The 26,608-nt window shown below is 38.1% G+C and carries 23 protein-coding genes; 17 read left to right on the forward strand and 6 right to left on the reverse strand.

Translation table 11 applies throughout. The features are described from left to right. Positions 1–104 precede the first annotated feature (104 nt). The 7 genes from LT090_RS03595 (at position 105) to ung (ending at position 8,136) form a co-directional block, all read left to right on the forward strand. The gene (locus LT090_RS03595) at positions 105–884 is read left to right on the forward strand and encodes an SDR family oxidoreductase (protein ID WP_226996518.1); all 780 of its coding nucleotides are present in this window, start codon (positions 105–107) and stop codon (positions 882–884) included. 284 nt (positions 885–1,168) lie between these two features. Continuing rightward, positions 1,169–1,483: a YebG family protein gene (locus LT090_RS03600; protein ID WP_068546152.1), complete on the forward strand. Its 315-nt coding sequence runs from the start codon at positions 1,169–1,171 to the stop codon at positions 1,481–1,483. 69 nt (positions 1,484–1,552) lie between these two features. Beyond that, a complete protein-coding gene (locus LT090_RS03605; protein WP_068546151.1) occupies positions 1,553–2,251 on the forward strand; it encodes a M48 family metallopeptidase in 699 nt (232 codons plus the stop codon). Positions 2,252–2,651: 400 nt separating this feature from the next. Continuing rightward, positions 2,652–5,108 (forward strand): bifunctional aspartate kinase/homoserine dehydrogenase I, encoded by a 2,457-nt coding sequence (thrA, locus tag LT090_RS03610; protein WP_068546150.1) that lies wholly within the window; start codon positions 2,652–2,654, stop codon positions 5,106–5,108. Next, positions 5,108–6,052 (forward strand): homoserine kinase, encoded by a 945-nt coding sequence (gene thrB / locus LT090_RS03615; protein WP_162272304.1) that lies wholly within the window; start codon positions 5,108–5,110, stop codon positions 6,050–6,052. Before thrA ends, thrB begins: the two co-directional genes overlap by 1 nt. Before the next feature lie 34 nt (positions 6,053–6,086). Further along, positions 6,087–7,376 carry a threonine synthase gene (gene thrC / locus LT090_RS03620; protein WP_068546148.1) on the forward strand — a complete coding sequence of 430 codons (1,290 nt, stop codon included), beginning with the start codon at positions 6,087–6,089 and terminating at the stop codon, positions 7,374–7,376. Positions 7,377–7,452: 76 nt separating this feature from the next. After that, positions 7,453–8,136 (forward strand): uracil-DNA glycosylase, encoded by a 684-nt coding sequence (ung, locus tag LT090_RS03625; protein ID WP_068546147.1) that lies wholly within the window; start codon positions 7,453–7,455, stop codon positions 8,134–8,136. A gap of 13 nt (positions 8,137–8,149) precedes the next feature. Here ung and LT090_RS03630 read toward each other — a convergent pair whose 3' ends face one another. Then, a complete protein-coding gene (locus LT090_RS03630; RefSeq protein ID WP_193408717.1) occupies positions 8,150–8,734 on the reverse strand; it encodes a GNAT family N-acetyltransferase in 585 nt (194 codons plus the stop codon). A gap of 125 nt (positions 8,735–8,859) precedes the next feature. Here LT090_RS03630 and LT090_RS03635 point away from each other — a divergent pair, with 125 nt between their 5' ends. The 4 genes from LT090_RS03635 (at position 8,860) to LT090_RS16980 (ending at position 11,576) form a co-directional block, all read left to right on the forward strand. Further along, complete coding sequence (locus tag LT090_RS03635) at positions 8,860–10,200, forward strand: NAD(P)/FAD-dependent oxidoreductase (protein ID WP_068546169.1); 1,341 nt, start codon at positions 8,860–8,862, stop codon at positions 10,198–10,200. A 268-nt stretch (positions 10,201–10,468) separates the two neighbouring features. Further along, positions 10,469–10,660, forward strand: a complete 192-nt coding sequence (locus LT090_RS03640; RefSeq protein ID WP_068546146.1) for a TIGR02922 family protein — start codon at positions 10,469–10,471, stop codon at positions 10,658–10,660. Between the two features lie 9 nt (positions 10,661–10,669). Then, positions 10,670–10,885: a TIGR02922 family protein gene (locus LT090_RS03645; RefSeq protein WP_068546145.1), complete on the forward strand. Its 216-nt coding sequence runs from the start codon at positions 10,670–10,672 to the stop codon at positions 10,883–10,885. Between the two features lie 268 nt (positions 10,886–11,153). Further along, complete coding sequence (locus LT090_RS16980; protein ID WP_157726616.1) at positions 11,154–11,576, forward strand: DUF2375 family protein; 423 nt, start codon at positions 11,154–11,156, stop codon at positions 11,574–11,576. Positions 11,577–11,649: 73 nt separating this feature from the next. Here the strand turns inward: LT090_RS16980 and LT090_RS03655 are convergent, their stop codons facing one another. After that, positions 11,650–12,603 (reverse strand): D-2-hydroxyacid dehydrogenase, encoded by a 954-nt coding sequence (locus LT090_RS03655; RefSeq protein WP_068546144.1) that lies wholly within the window; start codon positions 12,601–12,603, stop codon positions 11,650–11,652. A 53-nt stretch (positions 12,604–12,656) separates the two neighbouring features. Then, entirely contained in the window at positions 12,657–13,859 is a 1,203-nt protein-coding gene (locus LT090_RS03660; RefSeq protein ID WP_068546143.1) for an NnrS family protein, read from the reverse strand. A 312-nt stretch (positions 13,860–14,171) separates the two neighbouring features. Here LT090_RS03660 and LT090_RS03665 point away from each other — a divergent pair, with 312 nt between their 5' ends. Both LT090_RS03665 and LT090_RS03670 read left to right on the forward strand, forming a co-directional pair. Then, on the forward strand, positions 14,172–15,314 hold the full coding sequence (locus LT090_RS03665; RefSeq protein ID WP_068546142.1) for a porin: 1,143 nt from the start codon (positions 14,172–14,174) through the stop codon (positions 15,312–15,314). Between the two features lie 156 nt (positions 15,315–15,470). Beyond that, a complete protein-coding gene (locus LT090_RS03670; protein ID WP_068546141.1) occupies positions 15,471–16,607 on the forward strand; it encodes a porin in 1,137 nt (378 codons plus the stop codon). A gap of 82 nt (positions 16,608–16,689) precedes the next feature. Here the strand turns inward: LT090_RS03670 and LT090_RS03675 are convergent, their stop codons facing one another. After that, positions 16,690–17,799 carry a porin gene (locus LT090_RS03675; RefSeq protein WP_070795881.1) on the reverse strand — a complete coding sequence of 370 codons (1,110 nt, stop codon included), beginning with the start codon at positions 17,797–17,799 and terminating at the stop codon, positions 16,690–16,692. A gap of 362 nt (positions 17,800–18,161) precedes the next feature. On the opposite strand from LT090_RS03675, the gene LT090_RS03680 reads away from it, so the two are divergent. The 3 genes from LT090_RS03680 to LT090_RS03690 all read left to right on the forward strand — a co-directional run bounded on the left by LT090_RS03680 (position 18,162) and on the right by LT090_RS03690 (position 22,794). Continuing rightward, positions 18,162–20,474, forward strand: a complete 2,313-nt coding sequence (locus LT090_RS03680; protein ID WP_068546139.1) for an aminotransferase class V-fold PLP-dependent enzyme — start codon at positions 18,162–18,164, stop codon at positions 20,472–20,474. A gap of 184 nt (positions 20,475–20,658) precedes the next feature. Further along, positions 20,659–20,859, forward strand: coding sequence for a Fe-S cluster assembly protein IscX (gene iscX / locus LT090_RS03685; RefSeq protein WP_068546138.1), 201 nt, complete (start codon positions 20,659–20,661; stop codon positions 20,857–20,859). Between the two features lie 240 nt (positions 20,860–21,099). Continuing rightward, entirely contained in the window at positions 21,100–22,794 is a 1,695-nt protein-coding gene (locus LT090_RS03690; RefSeq protein WP_068546137.1) for an NAD-dependent malic enzyme, read from the forward strand. A 121-nt stretch (positions 22,795–22,915) separates the two neighbouring features. On the opposite strand, the gene gltS is transcribed toward LT090_RS03690, so the two are convergent. Beyond that, complete coding sequence (gene gltS / locus LT090_RS03695) at positions 22,916–24,139, reverse strand: sodium/glutamate symporter (RefSeq protein ID WP_068546136.1); 1,224 nt, start codon at positions 24,137–24,139, stop codon at positions 22,916–22,918. 355 nt (positions 24,140–24,494) lie between these two features. Here gltS and LT090_RS03700 point away from each other — a divergent pair, with 355 nt between their 5' ends. Beyond that, positions 24,495–25,760 (forward strand): dicarboxylate/amino acid:cation symporter, encoded by a 1,266-nt coding sequence (locus tag LT090_RS03700; RefSeq protein ID WP_089153014.1) that lies wholly within the window; start codon positions 24,495–24,497, stop codon positions 25,758–25,760. Between the two features lie 83 nt (positions 25,761–25,843). Here the strand turns inward: LT090_RS03700 and LT090_RS03705 are convergent, their stop codons facing one another. Further along, a complete protein-coding gene (locus tag LT090_RS03705; RefSeq protein ID WP_068546134.1) occupies positions 25,844–26,386 on the reverse strand; it encodes a porin family protein in 543 nt (180 codons plus the stop codon). Positions 26,387–26,608 lie beyond the last annotated feature (222 nt).

Here is a 26,608-nt window from a genome sequence, read left to right on the forward strand (position 1 = left end):
GAAGGATTCAAAATTTATAAAAATGCCTAAATAAATACTTAAACAAATACTTAAACAAATACTTAAACAAATGCTTAGCTAAATAGTTCAGCATGTTATAGATTATGCTGACAACTCATATGCTAGGTTTAAACGTGCCAAGACAAAATATTCTAATAACTGGGGCAAGCTCAGGGTTGGGCTTAACCATGGCGAAACAATTTGCAGATAAAGGTTATGATTTGATCTTGTGTGCAAGACGAGTTTCACAACTTGAACAATTAAAACAAGAAATACTGACTGTGCATTCTCAACTCAAAGTCGAAATTTATGCTTTGGATGTAAATGACCACGATCAGGTTTTTGCCGTATTTGCAGACGCCAAGACAAAATTTTCTACCTTAGATAAAGTGATTGTGAATGCTGGTATTGGCAAAGGAGCATCGTTAGGTAAAGGCTTCTTTGAAGCGAACAGGGAAACAGCACAAACCAATTTCGTTGCAGCATTGGCGCAGTGTGAAGCGGCGTTAGAAATATTTAGAGCACAAAATCATGGTCACCTCATCACCATTTCATCGGTTAGCTCGCAACGTGGATTTAAAGGTTCAATGAATGTATATGCTGCAACTAAAGCGGCGATCGCTTCATTAACGGAAGGGATCCGAATCGATGTATTGAATAAGCCTATAGATGTTACCTGCATACATCCTGGTTATATTGATACTGAAATTACCGATAAGGTAAACGTACCTCCTTTTATCGTTGATGCTGAAACTGGTTGTCGAGCAATAATCAAAGCCATTGAAAAGAAAAAAGCGACGGCATTTGTGCCGTTTTGGCCTTGGGCATTAGTTCGCTATTTGCTGAAAATTATGCCGGTTTCATTGTTGCGAAAGTTTACATAATTCAAAATGAAATGGTTTACTGTATATTTATACAGATAACTTTGCTTTTTAGATTTGTGTTTGTTAGATTAACTAGGAATACTTAGTCGAGAGTTTTTAAACGCCTTCAACAAAGGTTAAAAGTAAAAGGTTAAAAGTTAATAGCTAAACTTAAGAGCTTAAACTTAAATACTTATGAGCTAAGTAAGTCATTTAGCCACTGATGGTAGCAGAAATGGAGCGAATATAGCTGCTCCAATAACGTTAATTAGTGTGGGTAACAGAGAAATAAATAAGGGATAACAATGGCAGTTGAAAGTCGTTTTGTAGTAATTCGCAATGGGGTGGAGGTTGAAACATTTATGGATAAGAAAGCTGCGGATGAGTATGACAAAATGCTCGATATGGCAGATAATCTGTCCGTATTATTTGAACAATCTTCAATCGAATTAACTGAGTCGCTAGTTGAAGAGTTAAGTGTATATATTGCGAAAAATAGAGAAGATGTGTTGATAGCGCTTGGTGCGAAAAAACCAAAAGTAGCCAAAGTAGAAAAAGCCGATAAACCAGAGTCTTCTAAAGAAGAGCCAGTCGCCAAAGCGGCAACGAAAAAAGCATAAACAAATCTCTTTTTGAGAAAATCGAGAAACGCTTAGAATAAGACGTAAACATTTCAGAAGTTGCAGTTAATGTCATTACCCGAATACCAATTAACAAGAAGCCGAAAACGTAAAACGATTAGTTTGCAAGTTAAGGCAGGTAAAGTTCGGGTTTTAGCGCCTATGCACGTCACTATCGAATATATTGATCAATTAATTTCGAAAAAAGCATCTTGGTTATTATCGAAGGTAAATGAACAATTAAATTACCTTGAAAATAAACTCGAGAAACAATACCAAAGCGGTGATGCTTTTTACTATTTGGGTAAACCTTATCAGTTGCTGGTTAGAACAACTAATATTGCTGATGATGGTCTTTATTCAGTGTCTATCGATGCAGAAAATATCATAGTAGATATTGCTGGAGACCATAACAGCGATTATATTCAACAGGCGTTGAAAATTTGGTATCAGCAACAGGCAGAGAAAATCCTCAAAACTCGTTTAACACTGATGGAAGCCAAGACCGGTTTAACCAGTACTAAATTAAAAGTGCGGCACTATAAAACACGTTGGGGAAGCTGTAATAGTAAAAAACAGATAAACTTAAATTCACTACTAGTCATGGCAAAAGAAGACGTAATCGATTATGTCATTGTGCACGAATTATGCCACACCATCCATATGAATCATTCAAGTTTATTTTGGCAGTTAGTCGAACAAAATTGTCCCGACTATAAGCTATACAAAGCGTGGCTCAAATCTCATCAAGATTTCTTAACTTGGTAGGTTAATTTTTGAATAACTAACTATTTATTTATAGTGAATAACTATTCTTTGGTTTTTTTTCACTGTTTTGTTATTTTTTTGTTGACTCGCGAGCTGAAGTTAGGCATATATAAGGCATGAAATTATTTAAGAGCACTATTATCACCTTAATTACCACCACCATTCGTACGCGAGTGGAGGTCACGATCTAGTGCATTATTAATTAAAATGAACATTAGAAACCCGTGACTTAATCCTCACGGGTTTTTTGCTTTTTAGAGCTTTAAATTTGTTAACGGTGTAAGTGATATATTGCAATTTAATAAATATTTAAGCTCTAAATCCTACAATTACAGTAGCAATAATTTTATATCGCCAAGAGATATCTCTTGGAATTGTAAGAAAACTTAAAGGAAGTAATATGAGAGTACTAAAATTTGGTGGTTCGTCGTTAGCGAATGCAGAAAGGTTCTTAGCGGTGAGCAAAATCATTACTGACAAGAGCAAAGAGTCGGCAGTTGCAGTTGTAGTGTCAGCACCACAAGGTATTACCAACCATTTGGTTACTCTTACAGAAACCTTGCCTGAAGAAGCGGAACTAGAGCAGGGCATTGAACACTTAAAAAAAGCAGTGAGCAATATCTTTGATGGCGTTGAGTCATTATATCCAGCCTTTGACCGCCAACATGCAGATCAGGCATTAATGCGTTGGAGCAATCAATTGCAACGTTGGTTACTTGGCGCTGCAATGCTTAAATACTGTCCAAAGCATATCCGAGCCTGTGTTATTAGTGTAGGCGAGCGTATCAGCGTTGCTATATTAGAAGGGTTGTTGTCACAACAGCAGCACGGCGTATCAGTAATCGATCCAGAACAATTTCTAAAAACTAACGAGTCACCGTTAGATGCAGTTGCAGATCTTGTGCTATCTCGACAATTGTTTGTCGACAAATACAGTGACTTAAAACGTATTGCGGTGATGCCTGGCTTTATCGGTTCAGCGCCTTCTGGACAAGTGACAACATTAGGTCGTAACGGTTCCGATTATTCTGCTGCCGTATTGTCTGTTTGCATGAATGCGGAATGTTGTGAAATTTGGACTGACGTCGATGGTGTATTTAATGCCGATCCGCGTTTAATAAGCGATGCTAAATTACTCGATCATTTATCTTACCAAGAAGCAATGGAGTTATCGTATTTTGGTGCCAAAGTATTACACCCTAAAACGATTGGTCCAATCGCTCAATATCATATCCCATGCTTAATCAAAAATACCACTAACCCAAGCGCGAAGGGCACCTTGATTTCAAGTGAAAACAAAGGTGAAAAGAAAGTTAAAGCTATATCTAACCTTGATGAATTAACCATGATCAATGTATCTGGTCCAGGTATGAAAGGGATGGTTGGCATGGCAGCGCGTGTTTTTGCGTGCATGAGTAAAGAAAATATATCGCTAGTTTTGATTAGTCAATCTTCATCAGAGTATAGCATCAGCTTTTGTATTCATTCACAAGATGCATATCGTGCCCAGCAGGCACTGCAATTAGAGTTTGAATTAGAATTATTAAATCAATTGTTAGAGCCAATTGAACTGCAATCGCACCTTTCTATCGTGTCCTTAGTCGGTGATGGAATGCATCATCAGCGCGGTATGGCTGGCAAGCTGTTTAGCTCATTAGCGCAAGCAAGAGTGAATGTGATAGCAATTGCGCAGGATTCGTCAGAGCGCAGTATCTCAGTAGTAATTGAGCAAAGAAAATGTACAGACGCATTGAAAGTTTGTCATCAGAACTTCTTCTCTAAACGCCAAACCATAGACGCTTTTGTTGTCGGTTGTGGTGTTGTTGGTAGCGCTTTACTTGAACAAATTGCACGAGTACAAAGTAAGTTACAAAGCCAAGGTTTAGATTTACGTGTTTATGGTATCGCAAATAGTAAAGGTATCAGTTTTAATGACCAAGGTATTAATTTGGCTGATTGGCGTGAGCAAATCGGTACTGATGCTAGCGCACTTTCAGTTGATTCAGTTAAAGGCTTTGTTCGAGCAAACCACCTGATCAATCCTGTGCTTGTCGACTGTACGTCTGATGAAGATTTAGCGATGCAATACGCAGATTATCTAGAAGAAGGTATTCATGTCGTTACGCCAAATAAAAAGGCCAATACTGATTCATGGGCGTACTATTTAAAGCTTCGCGAAAATGCGAAGAAAACCAATCGTCTATTTTTATATGAAACCAATGTTGGGGCTGGTTTACCGGTTATTGATACTTTGCAAAATCTATTTAAAGCGGGTGATGAACTGCAGCAATTTGAAGGCGTTTTATCTGGCTCTTTATCGTATATTTTTGGTAAGCTTGATGAAGGTATGTCATTGTCTGAAGCCACAGCAATTGCAAAGACAAACGGTTTTACTGAACCTGATCCTCGTGATGATTTAAGTGGTATGGACGTTGCTCGTAAACTTTTAATTATGGCACGTGAAGCCGGGTTAGCGCTGGAATTACACAACATTAAAGTTCAATCAGTGCTGCCAGAAAGCTTCGATGATAGTGGCAGTATCGAAGACTTTATGGCTAATCTTAAGTCACTTGACCAAGAATTTGCTGACAAAGTAGCAAGTGCGAAAGAACAAGGGAAAGTATTACGCTACGTTGGGTCTATTAATCAAGGTGAATGCCAAGTATCAATTGAAGCAGTTGATAGTAGCCACCCATTATTTGCGATTAAAGATGGTGAGAATGCGCTTTCGATATTGAGTCATTATTATCAACCGATCCCATTAGTGTTAAGAGGTTATGGTGCTGGCGCTGAAGTAACAGCGGCAGGTGTATTTTCAGATGTATTACGTACACAAGCATGGAAACAGGATATCTAATGGTAAAAGTATTTGCGCCTGCATCAATCGGCAACGTTAGTGTTGGTTTTGATGTTTTAGGTATGGCGGTTACGCCGATTAGTGGTGAATTACTTGGTGATACGGTTGAGATTGATGTGGCAGAAAATGGCATATCAGATTTAAACTGCATCGGTTCTTTTAAAGATGTTTTACCACCAAACAAAGAAGATAATATTGTTTGGCATGCGCTACAGTTATTTGAGCAGCAACTTGCTGATAAATCTATCGCCGTTAGCGCTGTGTCGATGACCCTGAACAAGAATATGCCTGTAGGAAGTGGCTTAGGTTCATCAGCATGTTCAATCGTTGCTGCGCTTGTGGCACTTAACGAGTTTTATCAACAGCCATTCAATCAGCAAGAGTTGTTGTTTATGATGGGAGCAATGGAAGCCAAAATCAGCGGTAGCTTGCATTATGATAATGTTGCCCCATGTTTTATTGGTGGCTTACAGTTAATGAGCAGCGATGCAAAGGTAATATCACGCACTTTGCCTAGCTTCGATGAGTTGTATTGGGTTATGGCGTATCCAGGCATTGAAATGTCGACTAAGGCGGCTCGAGAAGCTTTGCCTGAAAACTATAGTCGCGGTCAGTTAATCGAATTTGGCCAAAATTTGGCAAGTTTTATTGATGCTTGTCACCGCCAAGATTGTGATAGTGCGATGCAGTCTATTGTCGATATCGTCGCTGAGCCTTATCGCTGTAATTTATTACCGAAATTTAAAGAAAATAAAAATTATGTGTTAGCAAATGGCGCGAAAGCGGCAGGCATATCGGGTTCTGGCCCAACATTATTTGTTGCCTGTGATGATTTGCAAAAGGCACAACAACTTTCACAGTATTTACAACAAAATTATTTGCAATCAAATACTGGGTTTATCCATATTTGTAAAACTGACACCGCTGGTGCCAGAGTAATTTAATCTAGAACAAAAGAACAAGCCAAAGGGGCTACAGATGAAATTTTATAATTTAAAACACCCTGAACAAGAAGTAAGCTTTAGCCAAGCTGTGCGTCAGGGGTTAGGAAAAGATCAAGGTTTGTTTTTTCCAAAAGAATTGCCGCAGCATAAAAATATTGAGCAATTGTTAGCAATGCCATTAGTTGAGCGTAGTATGCATGTACTGTATCCATTCGTTGAAGATGACTTGAGCGAAGCTGAATTTCGTCAAATTATCACTAATGCATTTAACTTTCCGGCATTGACCCAGGCAATTGATGAGAATAAGTCGGTGTTAGAATTATTCCATGGCCCAACATTAGCATTCAAAGATTTTGGTGCTCGTTTTATGGCGCAATGTCTGCAACAGTTTAGTAAAAATAATGACGACAAAATTACTATTTTAACGGCGACATCTGGTGATACTGGTGCGGCAGTAGCTCACGCGTTTTATGGTCTTGAAAACATTAATGTAGTGATTCTATATCCAAAAGGCAAAATTAGTTTATTGCAAGAAAAGATGTTCACTACGCTTGGTGATAATATCTCAACGCTTGCTGTTGAAGGCAGCTTTGATGATTGTCAGGCATTAGTTAAGAAAGCGTTTGATGATCACGAATTAGCCAAGGCTATTGGATTAAACTCCGCCAATTCCATCAATATTTCTCGATTACTTGCTCAAATTAGTTACTACTTTGAAGCTGCGGCGCAATTATTCCGTCAACGAGGTAAAATCGACGATTTAGTTTTCTCTATTCCAAGTGGCAATTTTGGTAACTTAACCGCAGGCTTGCTAGCTAAAGCGATTGGTTTACCGATCAAACGATTTATCGCAGCGACAAACGTAAACGATACTGTGCCACGTTATTTGCAAACGGGAGAGTGGGAACCACATGATACTGTTGCGACGATGAGTAATGCAATGGACGTATCTAAACCGAACAATTGGCCTCGTGTCGAGCACATGCTTAGGTCTGGTATCGTTGATGAAAATGCGTTGTCATCAGTTGCAATTGATGAAGAGCAAACGCAAATGGCAATGATCAACTTAAATTCTTTAGGTTATATTTGTGAGCCGCATGCAAGTGTTGCTTATAAAGCACTGAAGTATAATCTAGATGACAGTGAATATGGTGTTGTACTTGGTACTGCTCATCCGGCTAAATTTAAAGACACGGTAGAAAGTGTCCTAGGTCAGCCATTAGGCTTACCTAAAGAGCTTGCAGATTGCGCAGGAGAGAAAATATTATCGGTAAATATCGACAATGATTTCCAACAAATGCGACGTTTTTTATTAGCACAGTAGCGATAAAAGCCTGTAGAATAGCCTACTAATCTTTCTTAAATTGGTAGGCGCTTTAGTCGGTACTTTAGTGGAAAATATGGCAACTTGGCAATCGTTATTAAACAACGAACAGCAGCAACCCTATTTTATCGACATGGTCGATAAAATAGCTGCTGAGCGAGCTTCTGGAATTGAAGTCTTTCCTCAGGACAAAGATATCTATCAAGCAATGGAATTGACTGAGTTTGATAATATAAAAGTTGTTATTCTTGGTCAGGATCCTTATCACGGTCCTGAACAAGCTCATGGATTAGCTTTTTCAGTACAACCAGGAATAAAGACCCCACCTTCTTTAGTCAACATATATAAAGAACTTGCAACAGATATCAATGGTTTCACAATCCCTAAGCACGGATATTTAAAGTCATGGGCAGAACAAGGCGTATTGCTGCTTAATACTGTGCTTACGGTGCAGCGTGGCAATGCCCATTCACATGCTAAGCTTGGCTGGGAAATTTATACCGATAAGATTATTGAATTGATAAACAGACACCAACAAGGCGTTGTTTTTCTATTATGGGGGTCTCATGCTCAGAAAAAAGGGGCATTTATCGATACCGATAAACATTGCGTTTTAACCAGTGCTCACCCTTCACCTTTGTCGGCCTATCGTGGGTTTTTCGGTTGTAAACATTTCTCAAAAGCGAATGAATATTTGCACTCAATAAATAAAACTGAAATTGACTGGCAAATAACAGACAGCCAAATGTTATTGCTTTAATGCTTTTTGATGTTTAGTTAAAGTAAATAATCATCTCAGCAGCCACGCAATGACAATCTCTGGCGCAAAGAGTACATTCATACCCTGCAACACTATCAGCATACCACTTATCAGGGTGGTCTTTAATTAATTCACCACCACACTTAGTAAAGTAGCCTACTGCACTATTACCTGGGCTTTGACGCCACAAATGACTGACACCAGCTTGCCCCCCTTGCTTAATTAACACCTCTTTAGCAAGTGTTAGCAGCTTTGAACCTATGCCAAGCCCTCTATAGTCAGCATCAACAGTATTGCATTTAAAATAGGCGGTATGATCTACGGTCGTTTTCCACAATTGCGGTGAATACCATTTATCTAAGTTAAATTTACCTGGTGCAAAACTAATTCGAAAGCCGATCAGTTGCTCATTGTAATAGGCAACAAAACTTGCATTTAATTCATCTTTAAGTCCACGTTTATGCCACTGAGCAATATTTTCATTATCTAAATAACCATCACCGTGAACAGAGTTTCCCAGAGCAATAATTTTGGCAAAGTCACCTTCTGTCATTGCTCTATATTCAATATCAGTAGCGTTAATCTTGATTGAGTTCATATGATTCTTAATGATCTAAATTTTGTAAAAAGGAAGCTAGATTTTTCGAAGCTATATATTTGAGTTCTTGAATTATACCGAGTTTTTGTCATCATTAGGATAACTTTATTTCATAGATGCAATTTATGTACGATCCATTGCTCAAAAACCAAATAGATACAAATCAAGATTACCCAAACAGCTATTGGGCAAATAATAGTGGCGCTGCACCTGCTTCTGATGGGGAGTTAGAAGGTGATATAGAATCAGATGTTGTCATAATAGGTGGCGGTTATACCGGATTAAGTTGTGCGTTACATTTGGCTAAAGAGCATGGGGTAAAGCCATTGTTACTTGAAGCTAACCAAACTGCATGGGGTTGCAGTGGTCGCAATGCCGGATTTATTCTCAAATCAACTGGTCGTAAACCTTGGGGCACCATGGTCAAAGATTGGGGAGAAGAGGTCATGCGTGGTATTTATGCTGAAGCATGTGCTGGCGTGGATACGGTAAATGCACTAATTGAACAAGGGATAGACTGTGAAAGTCAAACTCCTGGTTATATTAGGATTGCCCATAAACCGTCGATGTTTAATGCACTGCAAAAACAAGCTGATTTACTGCAGAGAATGTTTGGCTATGATGTTGATGTGATAACCAGACAGCAGTTGCAACAAGATTATGTTGGTGATGAAAATGCTCATGGTGCGATTCGCTTTCATGATGGCTATGGAATTAACCCCCTTAAATTAGCGTGGGGTTACCAACAATTAGCGATGAAGGCGGGAGCCAAAATACACACTCATTCACCGGTGATTGAGTGGCAGCAACAGCAAAGTAAAGAATTACTTATCACTCCTAAAGCCAGGATAACGGCGGACAAAGTGGTCTTGGCGACTAATGGTTATACACCCAAAGGATTTCATCAAGCGATAAATAATAAAACACTGCCTGTACTATCACAAATAATCGTCACTCGAGCGCTTACTGAAGCTGAATTAGAACAGTGTAATTTTTTAACGTCGAATGTTGTGATGGATACCAGAGCATTAAAGTACTATTACCGTAAACTACCAGATAATCGTATTTTATTTGGAGGTAGAGGCGCTATTACCGGCAAGGGCGCCGAAAATCCTTATTATGCCGATCGGTTACTTAGCGTATTAAAACAAAATTTCCCTGATCTTTCAGACTTAACATACGATTATGCATGGGCTGGATGGATATGTATGGCTTTGGATGATATTCCTCATATCAATAGTGCCGAAGATCGAAGTAATGTATTTTATGCGGCCGGTTATTGCGGTAATGGCGTGTCTTTTTCAGTGCAAGCAGGGAAACGTTTAGCACAAATGGTTGCTGGAGAAACATTACCAAACCTACCTTTATATCAAACCCAACTTAAACCGTTTCCTATGCCAGCATTAAGGCGTTTGGGACAATGGGGTTACTTTCATTATGGCAAGTTTAAGGACAATTATTTGTAGTAGCTTTATTGGCTATTTCACTAAAGAAAATAAATTTTTTTATGTTTTCAAAGCGATGTAATTAAATTAATACTTGACCTATTAGCTCAACTAAAATAACTTGGTTGCTGATTGGACGGATTCTCCCAATGAATTTTTGGATAAAAACAGAGATAAACTGTTAATTTCGAAGAATTTCTAACAAGAAAGGAACTCAATTAATTTGCCAGACCAGTAATGATAAAAATAATAAGAATATCATGCTTAGGTTAACAAAAGAGTTCAAACAATGAATAACAACAAGCGCGTTACCGTTATATTTTACGATGTGGATACATTAGAATTAAATCATCACGTCGACGAGTTCCCTGTAGAGCATGAAGGAAGAGTAATCATCCCTAACTCTTTTAAACAAGGAAAATCAATTGTCGCAGTATGTGAAGGTGAAAACACCATACTTAAAACCGAGTTTGCTGTTTAGGTTATAGTAATGATGAATACTAAAAAAGTTACTGTATTTTATTACGAAAATATATCACTGGAATTAAACGTCAGTACTGATGATTACTCTTACAATGAATCGGGCCGTGTGATCATCCCCGAAGAATTTAAAGAGAACAGATCAATTATTGCCGTATGTGAAGGTGAAGTTAACGTGTTAAATAAAGTTGGTGATAGAGTATTACCGATTGAAAACGTTGCCTAATTAACACAGTAAAACACTCATTATTTAAACCTTAACTCGATATCTTTATTAGATTCGGATTAAGGTTTTTTAATTCCTATAGTTCAACACTTTCTCCATTTTCGCTTCATTTGGGTTTCAGTTAGGCAAATTTCTGCTAAACCACCTCGATAATAAATACCTTTTTATATATAAAACTTTTAGAGATGCTTTTAATTTTTTCAGCATAGATTGATCCGACTTTTACTTTATCTCGTAGTAAATATCGTCAACAAGAAGAGTATTTAATATGAAAGACAATCAAAGCAAGCGCGTAACTATTATTTATTATGATATTGAGACAATAGAACTTAAATATTATATCGGTAATTTTCCAGTAAAAGCTCAAGGTCGAGTATTAATCCCAGATTCTTTTAAAGACGATAAGTCCATTGTAGCGGTATGCGAAGGTGAGCATCTTGCTTCGAACGTCAGCAACTTAAATATTTCTGCTGTAGATAGAGCAAAAGTAACCGCAACGCTTTTTTATTACCAATCCAGTTCGTTAGAACTGCAATTGTGTACTAATAGTTACTCAGTCGATGACAATGGACGTGTCTGCATCCCAGATGATTTCAAACAGAAAAATTCAATCATTGCAGTGTATCAAGGTAGACTTAATATCCTGAATAAAGCTGGCGATAGAGCTTTTCCAGTTGAGAAAGTGGCCTGATTTATTAACTGTACAACTGCTATCAGTTCTCAAGTTATTCGAATCTGTTATCAGTAAACCGACTTTAATCAGGTTAAACCAAACGATTTAACGTTTCATTACTCTTAAAACTTAATAGATTATCCGCCAAAATCTGCACTAACGCTTGTTGAGCTTGTAAGCTACCCCATGCAATATGAGCAGTTACCATTAAGTTATTAAGTTTTGATTTGATTAAAACATGATCCGCGGTCGGAGGTTCATGCTCTAATACATCTAATATAGCGGCACCTAACTTTTTAGATTTGAGTGCTTGCAGCAGATGCTCACTGTTAATCAACCCACCTCGAGCGGTATTTACCAGTACTGAACCTGACTTCATTAAACGTAATGTATCTGCATTTATGAGTTGTTCGGTTTCTGGTGTGAGCGGACTATGTAGACTGACAATATCCGCTTCTGATAATGCTTGTTCAAAGCTCACTCTTTGCTCACGAATAGTAGATGAACCTTTGCGCTCAGCGATGAGTACTTTCATATCAAACGCATTGGCAATTTTAGCAACGTTTCTGCCAATGGTGCCATAGCCAATAATCGCGATAGTTTTGCCTGCTAATTGATTTATTGGATTTGAAAAATGGCAAAATATTGGGCTTTCTTGCCAATGACCGTGTTTCACATTTTGTAGATATTCGGACGTTTTCTGAAAATACTCGAGCAACATGGCAAAAACATACTGACTCACAGAGGAGGTTGAATAGCCTTTCACATTACACACACCGATACCTGCTTTCTTAGCCGCGGCTAAGTCAACATTATTCGCACCTGTAGCACAGATTAGAATCAACCTGAGCTTTGGTAATTGAGCGATATGTTCTGCGCTGATCTCCACTTTATTGGTTAAGATCACATCAGCAAAACGTGAACGACTGATTACTTTAGACGCTGGTGTTGATTCATAATAACTAATTGCGCTCAATTGCTTTTCTACTAGTTCTAATGAAACACTATCATCTAATGTACTTCGATCTAAAAATACAGCTCTCATTGCTTTGTCAGTCCTTTTAACTAAACCTTATATTTAACTATTTGAATGTCGACCTAACCTGGTCGGCCATCTTTGCGCGCGCTGGTGAGCATTGGTGCATATATAATAACAAAGCAACCAAAAGCAATAGTCCAACATAAAATAGAAACATTAAAATAAGTTACTGAGCGACTAGCATCAAGCACAGGACCTAACGTTCGTACTAAGGCTGCTAATGAAATAAAAGCAAAAGCAACAGACATTAGTTTCGCCGGCTTCAACGGGCGACCTGTGTGACCAAGACTTACTCTGGCGATCATCGCTAAAATTAAACCTGCCATGCCACCAATTGTTAAAATATGCCATAGATGATTTTTAGCTATATCAGCACTAAAATAGGCGATACCTAACGCAATTAACCCAATCCAAATAAACATTAAAGCACTATGCAGCGACCAAAGTAATGGCACACCAAATGTGATCCAAGGTTTGTATCTTAACCAGCGGAGCATTTGAGTGAGCCCTGCGGTGAAGAATAATATCGCCAGCACTATTTCAGGCATTGAAAACCATGGGTGAATAAAAAAGCTAAGAGCAATTAACGCAATACTTGTATTGGTTGCATACTCGAGCGCAATAATGGGTTCTACTTTACTCGTTTGTGTGCCATTTGCAGTAAACATTGGGGTTACTCGACCTGCCATAACTGACATGACTAAAGTGACCATCATCATCATACCGTAGCTAGTAGCAAGCATGTTTAAACTGTTGCTACCGTGAGCGACAAGATGAAATTGAATATTAAATACAGTAAAAACAATAAAGATCGGGATGAAGAATAGATTTCGAGTGTTTTTTACTTTAATGATTGGCAGCGCTAAGAAATAGGCGGCAAGTGGCATAAAGCTAATATCTATAATTGCCGAAGCCAAGCTACCAAATATTTGTGGGAAGAGTAATACGAGTCTTCCCAGTAACCAGAGCAACACTAAAAATAGTAATTTATTGCCATTCAGTCCTCTTTGACCTGTCCAATTGCCAACAGCAGTGAGTAGAAAGCCAACAATAATTGCGCAAGCAAACCCGTAAAACATTTCATGAATATGCCACCAGTGCCCACCACCATATAAATCAATGGTTAAATATCCGGACAAATAAAGCCCCCAAATCATTAACGATAAAATACTGAATATAGCCCCTAATAAAAAGAAAGGGCGAAAGCCTAATCGCAAGAACGGAGTGATTTTGTTTTCAGCAGATAAGTCGGTGATTTGCATAATATGACTCTCGGTTTTTGATTAAGGCTATTATGGGCGCCTTCATTCTTATTCACAATAACAACTACATTATTTTTACTGTTGATACACACTTTTAACCAAATTTTGATAAAGCTTGTATCAAGGTGTATAGAGTTGTAGTCATTTGTTATTACCTATTTTCTTATAAAAATTAGACTGTTATAAATTCGAACAATTGTGAATCGGCAGCTACGCATTGAATTCAATTACATTTTTGCTTAACACTTTTTATTCGAGTTATAGCATTACAATCTTGGTAAATAAACAACGCATTATTGTTAGGGTCAACATATGAAAATCAAACATATCGCAAGTGTATCAACAGTTGCTTTAGGTCTTACTTCTTTCACATCTTCAGCGGTGGAGATCTACAAAGATGATAAAAACCTACTCACTTTCGGTGGTGATTTAAGTACTCACTTTGTAAGTGGTGAAGACGCTTCAGGAGAGAGTTACAGTGAAATTAAAGATGGTTTTTCTCGTATTAACTTGAACTTCACTAGTCAATTAAGCGATGGTTGGTCGGCAATTGCTAAAACTGAATGGAAAGTCAGGTTAACTGAAAATGACTCAGATTTGGTATTAAGCGGCAATGATAAGGTTGCTCCAGGAGACTCTGAAGAAACCTTGGCAAATAGACTTGGCTATATTGGTGTAACTCATGATAAATGGGGTAGCATTACAATGGGTAAGCAGTGGGGATCAACCTACATGGTTACCGGCGTTACCGATAGCTTTATGATATTTGGTGCAGATGGTCTTGGTATATATGACTTAGGTGACGGTGGATATACCGGCGTTGGTCGTGCTGAGAAAGCACTACAATATAATAATACTTTTGGTAATTTGGCGTTTAGTACGCAAATACAAGCGGGTAACCAAAATGTTGATTTAACTGGTTCTACTGCTGGTGATGGAGAGTTAACGTTAGATAATTCATACGCTGTTGCCGCCGCTTATACCTTTAACGACATTCTTACCGTCGGTCTTGGTTACAATGTTGCGAGTATCGAAATCGATACAGACCTAAATTCTGGAGAATATGATGATACTACGACAGCAGCAAGTGTTACCTACGGAACTCGTGGTGGAGATGGATTATATGTTGCCGTTGCTGGGGTAAAAACTGAAAATCATCAAATGGATAATCAAGGCGGACTGTTAGAAGAAGCAACCGGTATTGAAACTATGGTTGCTTATCGCTTTGATAATGATTTTGAAGTGATTGGTGGTTTAATATCGACTACTTCCGATGAATCAGGAAATGACTATGAGAAGAAATACGCAATCATCGGCGGTGCATACTACTGGTCTGATAATTTCACTGTGTATTCTGAAATTAAAATCGATGATTCTACCTATGTAAATCAAGATATGTCTACGTTCAAGCCAAAAGATGATGTCGTTGGTGTTGGTGCAAGGTTTACCTTCTAATTACAACTGTTTATTGAACATCCCAAAGGGGCTTCTACTAGAAGCCCCTTTTTTTATTTTGTTTGAGCTATGCTTTTTCAAAATCTAGGCTATTTTTATAGGTAAGGTTATGGTTTTTATAAACAAAACTATAAAAAACTAAAATAAAGGGTTCCTATGAAATTAAAACTACTCTCAACAGTTATTATTGCTGCAATGTCAGCGCCGGCATTTTCGGCAGTAGAATTATATAAAGACGATATACATGAAGTAACGTTTGGTGGTGATTTAAGTACTCACTATGTCAGTGGCGAAGATGCCTCTGGGGAAAGTTATAGCGAGATAAAAGATGGATTCTCAAGAATTAATTTTAACTATACCAGTAAATTGTCAGATGGTTGGTCTGCGATTGCCAAGCTCGAATGGAAAGTTCTTTTTACTGAGAATGATTCAGATTTAGTGCTTAGCGGTAACGATAAAGTCGGCGTTGGTGATTCTGGTGAAACTATTGCCAATAGACATGGGTTTTTAGGTGTTACACATGATAAATGGGGTAGCATCACGATGGGTAAACAGTGGGGTTCTACCTACATGGTTACCGGTGTTACTGATAGTTTTATGATCTATGGTGGTGATGCACTAGGTATCTATGATTTAGGTGATGGTGGTTATACTGGTGTTGGCCGTGCCGAAAAAGCACTGCAATACAACAATAGCTTTAATAATTTATCAGTCAGTGTGCAGCTGCAAGCGGGTAATCAAAATGTTGATTTGACAGGTTCTGATGCTGGCGATGGTGAGCTGCTAATTGATAATTCATATGCCGTAGCTGCGACGTATGCGCTTGGTGAAAAAATGGTGGTGGGTCTAGGATATAACCTAGCAACGATTGAAATTAACACCGACATAAATACGGGAGAATTTGATGATACTTTAGTTGCTGCAAGCTTTACTTACGGTGCCAAAGCAGGTGATGGATTGCATATTGCGGTTGCAGCAGTTCAAACTGAGTATCACCAAATGGATAACAACGGTAACTTATTGGAAGAAGCAACTGGTTTTGAAGGGCTTGTCGCCTATCGTTTTGAAAACGATATAGAAGCATTGGTTGGTGTTATCTCGGCAACATCTGATGAATCGGGTAATGATTACGAGAAAAGTTATGTGATCGTTGGCGGGGCTTACTATTGGTCACCAAGTTTCCGAATTTACTCAGAAGTGAAAATTGATGACTCTACTTATGTGAATCAAGATATGTCGACCTTTACACCGAATGACGATGTTGTTGGTGTAGGTGCTAGATTCACTTTCTAGAGTCAACTTGCGACAATTTTCATAATTGAAAAGGGCTTCATAATGAAGCCCTTTTTTGTGACGAGATACAAATAAAATTTTACTATAAGTTGATTCGAATACCAACAGCGACTTCAGTGCTATCGTCTCCGTCGGCACCTAAGCTTGTTTTATTGTCATTTACTTTGGCTTCAGCAAAAAGTAAACCAAAGCCGTTTTCAAATTTATAATCGGCGCCCACAAAACTGAAATATAGCTCATATTGATTATCCGATTCGTCCGATTCCAATAGGTTATAACCACCATAAACACCAATGTCAGATTCAAATGAGTATCGGAGATAAAGCTCTGAACCCGTTGCATCCATAAAAATGTTATTTTCAATTATTTCGTGGTTTTCTGAAACGACACCTGAAAAGGCAACATGAAACCCTTGCGCTGAACTGCCATAGGTTGCACTGATTGCAGTGGCTACGTCATCGGCATTAGAGATAGGAATACCTGAAGCAAATTCAATTTCATTTAAATTGTACGCTGCACCAAGTGTGAAATTGTCAAAATTATACGACACAGCAAGTCCATAACCATTACCCATAGTGGCTATTTCAAAAGTACCATCCTCGTTATCAACAGGTTCATCTTGCATTTGTAATTGTAACGCTACATTCAAATTGTTATAACTTTTGCGCCAAGAGATGGCTTGTTCTGCACGACCGGTGCCGGATAAACCACCATCACCATTAAAGTTATATACGCCGGTGGCATTACCGCCAAAATAATTTAATACATCGGTAACATTGACTATGTCATAATATACGCCCCACTGCTTACCTACGGCAATCGAACCCCATTTTTCGTGACTGGCATGTACAAAGCCAAGTCGCGATGATAAAGATTCGCCAGAACTACCGTTTTGCAAGCTAGCATCACCAGTGAGTTTTAAGTTGGTATTCTTCTCGAAATTAGTAGCCCACTCATAGGTAACACCTACGGTCCAATCATTTTCAATTTTATGGTTAAAATTTAAGCCCCAGCGTGAACCTGAGTCGGTAAATTCATCGGTATCATCAGTGCTGTGCAGAGAAAGTCTGAGCCAGCCTCTGGTATCGATAGAAGTTGTGCCGTTATTCATTACTTCAATAGCGTTTGCCTGTGATAGACCTGCCATTATAAGTGCAGATGCAATAGCACCTTTAACTAATTTACTTCTCATTATTATATTTCCCTGAGTAATTTTTATCGCTTTACTCTTGAAGTATAAACGAGGATCTAAATTTTTCATTTTTTTCTTAAATATCAATGTTGTAAATGTTCTAAATAAAATGGTTGTTACGACAAATTTTTATATTCAATTTATTCTATAAAATAAGCAGTTAGAAAAAAGATTAAAAAACGATAAAAAAAGTGTTTGATTGAAACGCTTTAGCACTCTTTTACATTTAGAATGGATTTAATTTTGTAAAATTTAGTTTGCAATCAAATCGTATAAAGATAATAAATTTGTCCAATTTGACATGCTTTGAAATTGATAAACATGTAAAATGCGAACCATTATAATTAAGAGTATATTTAGAAATGTTAAAGTTAACTGATATCCAGCCGCAACAAAACGAAGTGTATTTGGATAATAATGCGACAACGCCAGTATTACCGCAAGCTGCCGAAGCAGCAATTCATACGATGAATCTTTGTTACGGTAACCCGAGCTCAAGTCATATGACTGGCATACGTGCGAAATATATTCTAGATACGACGCGCTCGTTAGCTCGTCAGGTAACTGGCGCAACAAATGGTGAAATCATTTTTACCTCTGGTGCGACAGAAGGTATACAAACATCAATCATTTCGGCTCTTAATGCCTCTCGTGACAATAATCACAATATTGCTAAGCCAGTATTGCTATACGGTGCAACAGAGCATAAAGCTGTACCTGAAACGTTAAAACATTGGAATCAAATGTTGAACATTGGCGCTGAAGTAGTGGCCATTCCTGTTGATAGCAACGGTATTTTAGACCAACAATTTATTGCCGAACACGCAGCCAATGCACTAATGGTTTGTACAATGATTGCAAACAATGAAACCGGCGTATTTCAAGATATTAAAGCACTTGAAGATGTTATTCGCAGTAACAATCCTGATGTTTTATGGATGGTTGATTGTGTTCAAGGTCTAGGGAAAATTGACTTAGAGCTGTCTAAAACAACCATTGATTACGCCCCATTTAGCGGTCATAAACTTTATGGACCGAAAGGCATTGGTGTTTTATATGTGCGAGAATCTGCGCCGTATACGCCTTTTATTGCTGGTGGCGGTCAAGAAAGTGGCTTACGTTCAGGTACTGAAAACTTGCCTGGAATTGCGTCACTTAACGCAATATTCAGATTACTAGCTGATGAAAACGACGATACCTTTAAGTCTCATGAAACATTACTGGCTTATCGTACTCAATTAGCGGACGTACTTAATGAGGTGTTTCCTGGTATTGTTTATAACCATGACTTTGATTGCTCTTTACCGACGACATTAAACTTTTCAGTAAAAGGTCTTTCAGGCAAAGACATTATGAACTTGTTTGATGCCGCGAAAATTCGAGTGAGTGGCGGCTCAGCTTGTAGCTCAAAAGTTGCTGGCTCATTTGTTCTTGATGCTATGGGTAAAAGCAAGTGGCAATCGGAAGGCGCAATTAGAATGTCTTTTGGTCCGGCTTCTACACAGCAAGAAATCGATAATGCCTGTGAAGCGATTCGCAACGCGGTATCAGCAATGCAAAATAGTTGTTTAATCTTATCTGATGCTAATGACTCTTTCGACTCTACCGCCAATGGTTTACAACAGTGGATATATGATGCGCAGTGTACATGGTGCTATATTGATAAAGCAGCCAAGGAAGTTATCTTAATCGATCCAGTTCCGGAATTAGTTTCAAAATTTGATACTTTAGTATCTTGTCAGAACTACAAAGTTAAAGCGGTATTATCGACTCATAAACATGCTGAACAAGTTGATGCACCAGCAATTATTCGCGAATTGTTGGGTGATAAGATGTCTGCAGACGAATTTGACCAGTTAGGTTGGAGTAATAGTGCTAAAACTGAGGTAGAACTAGCTAATGGTGATAAGGCTTCTGCACTCAGTATTGGCGAAAAAATGTTAGTTAAAGTGGCGACTCCTGGTCATACCGACAATTCTGTTACTTATATTTTAGGAACGGTTGAAAATGGAAAGCTAGCAAGTGAAGCAATTGATTACGTGTTTTCAGGCGATGCAATTCAAATAGGTGGTATAGGCCGTAGCGATTTTGCCGTTAGCGATTCAGATGCGCTATACGACTCAATTCAAAAACTAGCGGCTATTACCAATAGTCAATCGTTGATCTGTCCAGCTCATGATTATAAGCAGTTGTTTACCACAACATTAAGCATTGAATCGTTAAATAATTCATTACTTGCAGCGGTGATTAAGGGCGACATTAGTAAGGCCGAGTTCTCAGCCGAGAAAGCTGATATGGATAAACAGATTGAACATTCTGCGGATACTCAACTGTGCGGTAATATCAAAGAATCGATCGATCCTTCAATTGATGTAACACCAGATAAACTAGTATCGTTCTTAGTTGAGCACGACGATGTTGTTGTTTTAGATGTTCGTGAATCCCATGAATACGAAGCCAACCGTCAAGAGTACTTGGCCGATCAAAAGCTAGTGAATATTCCGTTATCGCAAATTACAGAGTTCGTTCATGATCACAGTAATGACAAAACAGACGCAAGTTATGTTTGTATTTGTCGTAGTGGTGCACGCAGTGATGCCGCAGCGAAAACATTAAAACGCATGGGCTTTGAAAACGTTTATCATGTCCCTGGCGGCTTTGCGCTAGTGAGTTAAGCTGTTTAGCTATTTCGTTTTTTTATCAACACCCGCAATGCTAGTCATTGCGGGTGTTTTTATTTCTACCTTCCTAAATTTACTCATCTATACTAAATATCTACACAATATTAAGTACTAACAGCAAGCACTGATAATAATTTAACGCTAAGCAAATAACTAAAATACCTAATTGAGGAATATGATGAGTATTAAGTGGATAGATTCATTAGAAATCGCTCTCGATTTAATCGAAGAATACCCGGATGTTGATCCTAAAACCATAAATTTTACCGATTTAAGAAAATGGGTTTTGGAATTAGATCGCTTTGATGACGATCCTGCACATTGTGGAGAACGTGTATTAGAAGCAATTCAACTTGCCTGGATGGATGAAGTAGATTGATTAAATTCAGCTTTTATCTTCTATTGTTGCTATTTAATGAAAATTTCAGGTTAAATAATAGTTGCAGATTAGTGCAATATAGCTACTTATAACCTACTGTTATAACATCCAAATATATAAGAATTCGCTTATTAAATTAATAATGCGTACAATGGCGCCGCTTTTTATATTCGATGCATTTCACTAGTCTTTATATTAGTACTCGAATGATAAAAACTTTAAACAACTTTGAGTAATATTATGCCTAAAACTGTAACTAAACGTCCTTTGTATATTCCTTATTCCGGCCCTTCTTTATTAGAAACCCCACTGCTCAACAAAGGCAGTGCATTTACTGAGAGAGAACGTACTAACTTTAATCTAACTGGTTTAATCCCGCCGCGATTTGAAACAATTGAAGAGCAGGTTGAACGAGCGTATATGCAATATTCAAGTTTTAGAACGGCATTAAATAAGCATATTTATTTGCGCAATATTCAAGATAAGAATGAAACATTATTTCATGCATTGGTACAAGCACATCTTGAAGAGATGATGCCGATTATCTATACCCCAACAGTAGGCGACGCCTGTGAACGTTTTTCTGATATTTACCGTTCAAATCGTGGTTTATTTATCTCTTATGAAGAGCGACATCATATGGATGATATTTTAAATAATGCGACCAAACAGAAAGTAAGAATTATTGTTGTTACCGACGGTGAGCGAATTCTTGGTTTAGGTGATCAAGGTATTGGTGGTATGGGTATTCCAATTGGTAAGTTATCGTTATACACAAGTTGTGGTGGTATAAGTCCTGCTTATACATTACCTGTGATGCTTGATGTAGGTACCAATAACGAAAACCTGTTAAATGACCCGATGTACATGGGGGCTCGTCATAAACGTATCGACCAAGAACAATATGATGAATTTGTGCAGATGTTTATCGATGCTGTAAAGCGTCGTTGGCCGAGTGTTCTTTTGCAGTTTGAAGATTTTGCACAGCCTAATGCTATGCCATTATTGCAAAAATACCGTAATGAAATTTGTTGTTTCAATGATGATATTCAAGGTACAGCTTCGGTAACAGTCGGAACACTTTTAGCTGCGTGTCGAATTAAAGGCAGCAAACTTTCAGAACAAAAAGTTGTTTTTGTAGGTGCAGGCTCTGCTGGTTGCGGTATTGCAGAACAGATCATTTCGCAAATGGTGAGTGAAGGGCTCTCTGATAGCCAAGCTAGAAAGCAAGTTTTCATGGTCGATCGTTTCGGTTTGCTTACCCAAGGTATGGACGGCTTAAGAGACTTTCAGCAGAAACTAGTACAAAACCAAGACGATTTGAGTGAATGGCGTTTCTCTGGCGATTATGCATCGCTTCGCGATGTCATGAATTGTGCAAAACCTGGTATTCTAATTGGTGTTTCAGGTCAACCAGGTTTATTTACAGAGCCCGTGATTCGTGCAATGAAAGATGGCACTAAAACGCCAATCATATTCCCGTTGTCTAATCCTTCTCGTCAAGTAGAGGCAACTCCAGAGCAAGTTATTGAATGGACCGATGGTGATGTGGTTATTGCTACTGGCAGTCCGTTTGAGCCAGTTACCTACAAAGACAAAACCTATAATATTTCACAATGTAATAACTCTTATATCTTCCCTGGTATTGGTCTTGCAGTAATTGCTGCAAACATTAAATATATCTCTGATGAGATGTTGATGGTAGCGAGTGAAACGCTAGCTCAAGCGTCTCCACTAGCCAATACAGGTAAAGGAGATTTGCTGCCGCCGATCACAGAGATTGCTGATTTAAGCAAAAAAATAGCTTTTGCTATTGGTAAATTGGCGCAAGAGCAAGGACTTGCACTTGAAATATCAGATCAGCAGTTGCAAAAGAATATTGAAAAGAACTTTTGGAAACCTGAATATCGTCAATATCGTCGTTCGTCCATTTAGTCATTAGATATCAGTTTAATCATCTTGGTATAAACTGATATTGTTGGCAAAATAAAACCCGTACTTATAATTAAGCACGGGTTTTTAATTTTTACGAACGCGATAAATTTAACCAATAAACTTAACCGATAAAGGCGAGATACCCTTGTAAAATAATTAGGTTAGCAATATCGATAAAGAACGCGCCAACGATAGGCACAACCATAAATGCTTGTGGGGAAGGGCCGTTTCTTGAAACGAGAGTCCCCATATTCATCACCGCTGTCGGTGTTGCCCCCATACCAAAACCACAGTGACCACCAGCCATAACTGCGGCATCATAATTCTTACCCATCAGTTTGAAGGTTATAAAGTAAGCAAATAAAGCCAACATAATGGTTTGACATACTAAGATGATCAAAAGTGGGATTGCTAAATCAAATATTTCCCAAAGTTTTAAACTCATTAACGCCATTGATAAGAACAATGCCAACGACACGGTGCCGAGAATATCGACGGTCTCGTTATTAATTTTGTAGGTTTTAGTGGTTTCGGTAACATTAGTAATGACAACACCAATAAATAGCGCATAAACAAAATTTGGGATCATTAGGAATTTGATTTCAAAAGTATCAACAAAGGCCTTTAAATAATCGGCTCCGCCAACACAAAGTAATAAGATAAATAATGTTTCGGACACTTTCTTAGCAGTAACTTTGTCTTCTTCTAGTTGGTTATAGGTTACCAGCTCAGGGTGCGTATCATGATGATGACCACCTTTACCAAATTCAGACTCCAATCCATTTTTATCCATTATGCGCTGCGCCACTGGACCACCAATAATACCACCCATCACTAGACCAAAAGTGGCTGCGGCCATCGCTAGTTCAAGTGTTTGTATACCATACATTTCATAGAATGTTTGAGACCAAGCTACACCAGTACCATGCCCACCTGACAATGTGATTGAACCAGCGATCAGCCCCATCAATGGTTCTAAACCTAAAAGTGATGCTAATGAAACACCAACTGCATTTTGGACAACGATATAAAGCGAGGCTACGCCTAAGAATATAAATACTTTAGCGCCACCTTGCGCCAATAATTTGAAACTTGCAGATAGCCCGACCGTACTAAAGAATAACAACATGAATGTATCTTGTAGTGGCAGGTTAAAGGAAACTGTGGTCCCAGAACTATGCAATATAGTAATAATAATCGCGATGACCAAACCGCCTAAAATTGGCTCTGGAAAATTAAATTTTTGCAAAGGTTTAATGCTGAAATTAATAAATCGGCCAATAAATAATACTAAAATTGCGATGATCAGTGACTCGATTGCACCTACTTCAATAATGTTTTCCATAAAGGGGGATAACCTTCTTATAAGGGAATGCTGAACGATTCTTTATTTTCATTGTTTCTAACTCATATTTTAATAAGAAAATTAGAAATAGGTCAGCAAGAGTTAATGTTAATTACTCTAATAACTATAGAACAAAATATTACGACGACTTCGATTATTTTTAATTTATTTGCGACTTTATTGTAATTTTTAAGAAGAGAGGTGTTAGGAGTTATTAGATTGTGTAACCAGAGTGTGTGTCGGCTGTGTTGATTTGTTAATACCCCCCGTTTTTACTAGTGTTAGGACATAAATTCATTATTATGTTGAGCATCCTAAATATTATATAAAGCGGTAAAGATTTAATATGAATGCAATAAAGAATTCGTTGTCAGCTAAGGTTTTTCTTGGCTTAGTTTTTGGTTTGATTCTTGGCTCTATGATCCAATACGTAATTCCGCCAACTTGGGCGGTTGCCACATTCACTACAGAAGCCGCTAGTGGTTTAGGCGGTATGTTCGTCTCAATGATCAAATTGATCGTTGTACCGCTTGTATTTATTTCCATCACTTGTGGTATTTGTGAACTTAAAGATTTGTCTAGTTTTGGCCGTTTAGGTACTAAGACTTTCTCTTTCTACATTATTAATACGATTGTTGCTATTGCTGGTACACTTGCAATCGTTACCTGGTTAGAGCCAGGCGTAGGTGTTAACCTTGGTGCTCATGCTGAAAGTGTAACACTTGCTGCAACAGAAACTCCTAATATGTGGCAAATGGTAATCAATATTATCCCTTCAAACCCTTTCCAAGCATTTGCTGAAGGAGATATGTTGCAAATTATCTTTATGGCGATTATGACTGGTATCGCTATCCAGGCGCTGGATAAGCGCGGTGGCCCAGCTATCCGCACTTTCAAAATGGCGAACGAAGTAATGATGAAGCTAATTACCTTAGTTATGTCACTTGCGCCATACGGTGTATTCTTCCTAATGATTTCATTAGGCGCAACACTAGATACAACTAAGATGTTCGCAGTAGCAGGTTATATTGCTCTTGTTGTTTCAATGTTTATCTTTATGTTTATGGTGGTTTATCCTGTTGTTGTTTACTTGGTTACAGGCATTAAACCTTTAACGTTCATTAAGCACATTCGCGAACAAATCATGTTCTCTTTATCAAGTGCATCTTCAAACGCGACTATTCCAGTAACTATGCGTACCGTTACTGAAAAATTAGGAGTTTCAAAAGGTGTGGCTGGTTTTGGTGTACCACTTGGTGCAACGATGAACATGTCAGGTGCGGCAATTTATACAACGATTGCAGTTATCTTTGTTGCTAACGCTTACGGCATGCCAATGACTGCTGATCAAATGTTACCGTTAGCATTTACTGTACTATTGCTTTCTATCGGTGCTGGTGGTGTTCCAGGCGGTGGTATCGTATCAATCGGTATTTGTTTACATACATTTGGCCTGCCAATTGAAGCATTAGCAATTGTTGCTGCGGTTGACCGTATTTGTGACATGTTCTGTACAACCGCTAACGTTGTTGGTGATACTGCAATTAATACTATTGTTGCTAAGACTGAAGGTGAAATTTCAGCACCAAATGAGGAAGAGTTAGCAACAGCACGTGCTTAATAGCTAGCGATTATTGTAAAAACACGATGAAATAAAAAAGCTCCACAGGTAACTGTGGAGCTTTTTTGATTGATAGCAGAAAATTAGAAACGATATCCTAAGGTTAATGCTGAAGTTACTGCAGTAACGTCGCCTGTATCACCAAGGTTTTCGTCATTAAAGTCTTCATAATCACCTGTAGAGCGAAATCCAATTGATAAATCAAGACTCACGTGCTCCCAATTAAAGCCGATGCCACCATTGAGTTGGGCACCAGAAAAATCTTCTTCAATAATTGAAAACTCTAAAGTTTCTGAATAGAAACCGCCACCGACAAACCATTTAAAACCTTCTGACTTAAACCCTTGGCCATACCATATGACGGCGTCAAAACCGGTCATTTCCATTTCTGATAGATCATCATGCTCTAGTGAGTAATATTGAAAGCGAGCTGATACGTTATCTGAAAAATAATAATCACCAGAAAATGCAATTCCGGTAAATTCATCTTCGCCATACGTATCTTCATCGATTGCTAGCGCATAACTACTGATACCGACAGCACCTTGTTTATCAGCGGCACTAGCAAAAAATGGAAGAGTTAATAGTGATATGATCCCTGCTGTTTTTAAAATAGAACTTTTCATTTGTATTCCTTACAATTAGTTATTGTTGTTTTAAATTTAGCCACACTATATTTTCACAACCGGTTTGTAAATACAATGTTAATGCTTTTAAATGTCAGAAAAATATAAGTTTTTTAATTATACAAGCTAATCATATAAGTTCTTTATAAGGAACTTTGTTGAATTAATTCGAGCTGGACTTTTATTTTATCTATAAAAAATCATTATATTTTGCTTGTTAGA

Source organism: Thalassotalea crassostreae (assembly GCF_001831495.1).
GTDB lineage: Bacteria > Pseudomonadota > Gammaproteobacteria > Enterobacterales > Alteromonadaceae > Thalassotalea_A > Thalassotalea_A crassostreae.

Coding starts and splice junctions, on each gene's coding strand:
- LT090_RS03705 (WP_068546134.1), bottom strand. CDS start 26,386: ATGAAAAGTTCTATTTTAAAAACAGCAGGGATCATATCACTATTAACT.
- LT090_RS03600 (WP_068546152.1), top strand. CDS start 1,169: ATGGCAGTTGAAAGTCGTTTTGTAGTAATTCGCAATGGGGTGGAGGTT.
- LT090_RS03680 (WP_068546139.1), top strand. CDS start 18,162: ATGTTAAAGTTAACTGATATCCAGCCGCAACAAAACGAAGTGTATTTG.
- gltS (WP_068546136.1), bottom strand. CDS start 24,139: ATGGAAAACATTATTGAAGTAGGTGCAATCGAGTCACTGATCATCGCA.
- LT090_RS03630 (WP_193408717.1), bottom strand. CDS start 8,734: ATGAACTCAATCAAGATTAACGCTACTGATATTGAATATAGAGCAATG.
- LT090_RS03675 (WP_070795881.1), bottom strand. CDS start 17,799: ATGAGAAGTAAATTAGTTAAAGGTGCTATTGCATCTGCACTTATAATG.
- LT090_RS16980 (WP_157726616.1), top strand. CDS start 11,154: ATGAAAGACAATCAAAGCAAGCGCGTAACTATTATTTATTATGATATT.
- thrB (WP_162272304.1), top strand. CDS start 5,108: ATGGTAAAAGTATTTGCGCCTGCATCAATCGGCAACGTTAGTGTTGGT.
- LT090_RS03660 (WP_068546143.1), bottom strand. CDS start 13,859: ATGCAAATCACCGACTTATCTGCTGAAAACAAAATCACTCCGTTCTTG.
- LT090_RS03690 (WP_068546137.1), top strand. CDS start 21,100: ATGCCTAAAACTGTAACTAAACGTCCTTTGTATATTCCTTATTCCGGC.
- LT090_RS03670 (WP_068546141.1), top strand. CDS start 15,471: ATGAAATTAAAACTACTCTCAACAGTTATTATTGCTGCAATGTCAGCG.
- LT090_RS03605 (WP_068546151.1), top strand. CDS start 1,553: ATGTCATTACCCGAATACCAATTAACAAGAAGCCGAAAACGTAAAACG.
- thrA (WP_068546150.1), top strand. CDS start 2,652: ATGAGAGTACTAAAATTTGGTGGTTCGTCGTTAGCGAATGCAGAAAGG.
- LT090_RS03645 (WP_068546145.1), top strand. CDS start 10,670: ATGATGAATACTAAAAAAGTTACTGTATTTTATTACGAAAATATATCA.
- LT090_RS03640 (WP_068546146.1), top strand. CDS start 10,469: ATGAATAACAACAAGCGCGTTACCGTTATATTTTACGATGTGGATACA.
- LT090_RS03595 (WP_226996518.1), top strand. CDS start 105: ATGCTGACAACTCATATGCTAGGTTTAAACGTGCCAAGACAAAATATT.
- thrC (WP_068546148.1), top strand. CDS start 6,087: ATGAAATTTTATAATTTAAAACACCCTGAACAAGAAGTAAGCTTTAGC.
- ung (WP_068546147.1), top strand. CDS start 7,453: ATGGCAACTTGGCAATCGTTATTAAACAACGAACAGCAGCAACCCTAT.
- LT090_RS03635 (WP_068546169.1), top strand. CDS start 8,860: ATGTACGATCCATTGCTCAAAAACCAAATAGATACAAATCAAGATTAC.
- LT090_RS03655 (WP_068546144.1), bottom strand. CDS start 12,603: ATGAGAGCTGTATTTTTAGATCGAAGTACATTAGATGATAGTGTTTCA.
- LT090_RS03665 (WP_068546142.1), top strand. CDS start 14,172: ATGAAAATCAAACATATCGCAAGTGTATCAACAGTTGCTTTAGGTCTT.
- iscX (WP_068546138.1), top strand. CDS start 20,659: ATGAGTATTAAGTGGATAGATTCATTAGAAATCGCTCTCGATTTAATC.